Annotated in this window: 1 protein-coding gene; it reads left to right on the forward strand. The window is 64.7% G+C overall.

The features are described 5' to 3' along the window. A partial coding sequence (locus ERD80_RS22335) for an Ig-like domain-containing protein (RefSeq protein ID WP_211145616.1) occupies nt 1–1,143 on the forward strand: 1,143 nt, incomplete at both ends.

A 1,143-nucleotide genomic window follows, 5' to 3' on the forward strand; every position in this document is an offset into this window, starting at 1 on the left:
GCACCACGCTGCTGGGCACTGCGCTGGTCGGCTCGGGCGGGGCCTGGAGCTTTACGACCGCGGCGCTCAACAACGGACCTCACAGCTTCACCGTCACCGTCACCGATGCGGCGGGCAACGTCAGCACGGCGACGCCGGCGTTCAGCCTTAACGTGCAGGCCGATCTGCCGCCAGCCACCTCGACGCTGCAAATCACTGACGACACGGGCATGACGCTGGTGACGCTGGCAGACGGCGCGGTAACCCGCGACACCACGCCAACGCTCAGCGGCTCTGCCGAAGCCGGTCAGCTGATTCGTATTTATGACGCAAACACGGATGCGGTAATCACCAGCGTTACGGCGGATGCTAACGGCCAGTGGAGCTATACGCCGACGCTGGCTGAAGGCAGCTACGCCTACTACATCACCGCGCAAAACCCTGGCGGTGATGAGGGGACGCCATCGGCTACCCTCGGCTTCACCGTGGATATCACCGCGCCGGCGGTGGCCGCTGAAGTGGTAATCAGCAACGATCGCAGCGGCACGGCGGTGCCTATTAGCGACGGCAGCGTCATCAATGACAACACGCCGGTACTCAGCGGCAGCGCCGAAGTGGGCAGCCTGGTCACGGTGTACGATGGCAACAGCGCTATCGCGTCGGTGGTGGTGAGCGCAGGGGGAAGCTGGACGCTGACCCCGCCTGCATTGAGCGAAGGGGCGCACGCGCTGAGCGTGGGCGTCAGCGATGCGGCAGGTAACAGCAGCGTCCGCACCCCGGCGCTTAGCTTCACTGTGGACAGCATCGCACCGAACGCTTCGACGCTGGTCATCACCAACGATGATACCGCGCAGCCGGTGCTTAACGGCGGCTACAGCAGCGATGCCACGCCAACCCTGAGCGGCGTAGCGGAAGCGGGCAGCACGGTCACCATCCTCAACAATGGTGATGTGCTGACCACGCTGACCGTGCCGTCCGGCGGCAACTGGAGCTACACGCCAGCGACAGCGCTGATTGAAGGTTCGCACACTCTGAGCGTTTCGGTGACCGATGCGGCGGGCAACGTCAGCACCAGCACCAGCGCGACGGTGATCGTTGATACCCTGGCGCCGGACGATCTGACGCTGACGGCCAGCAATAACAACGGCAGCACGCCGGTGACCA

The organism is Pantoea sp. R102 (assembly GCF_004916815.1).
GTDB lineage: Bacteria > Pseudomonadota > Gammaproteobacteria > Enterobacterales > Enterobacteriaceae > Pantoea > Pantoea dispersa.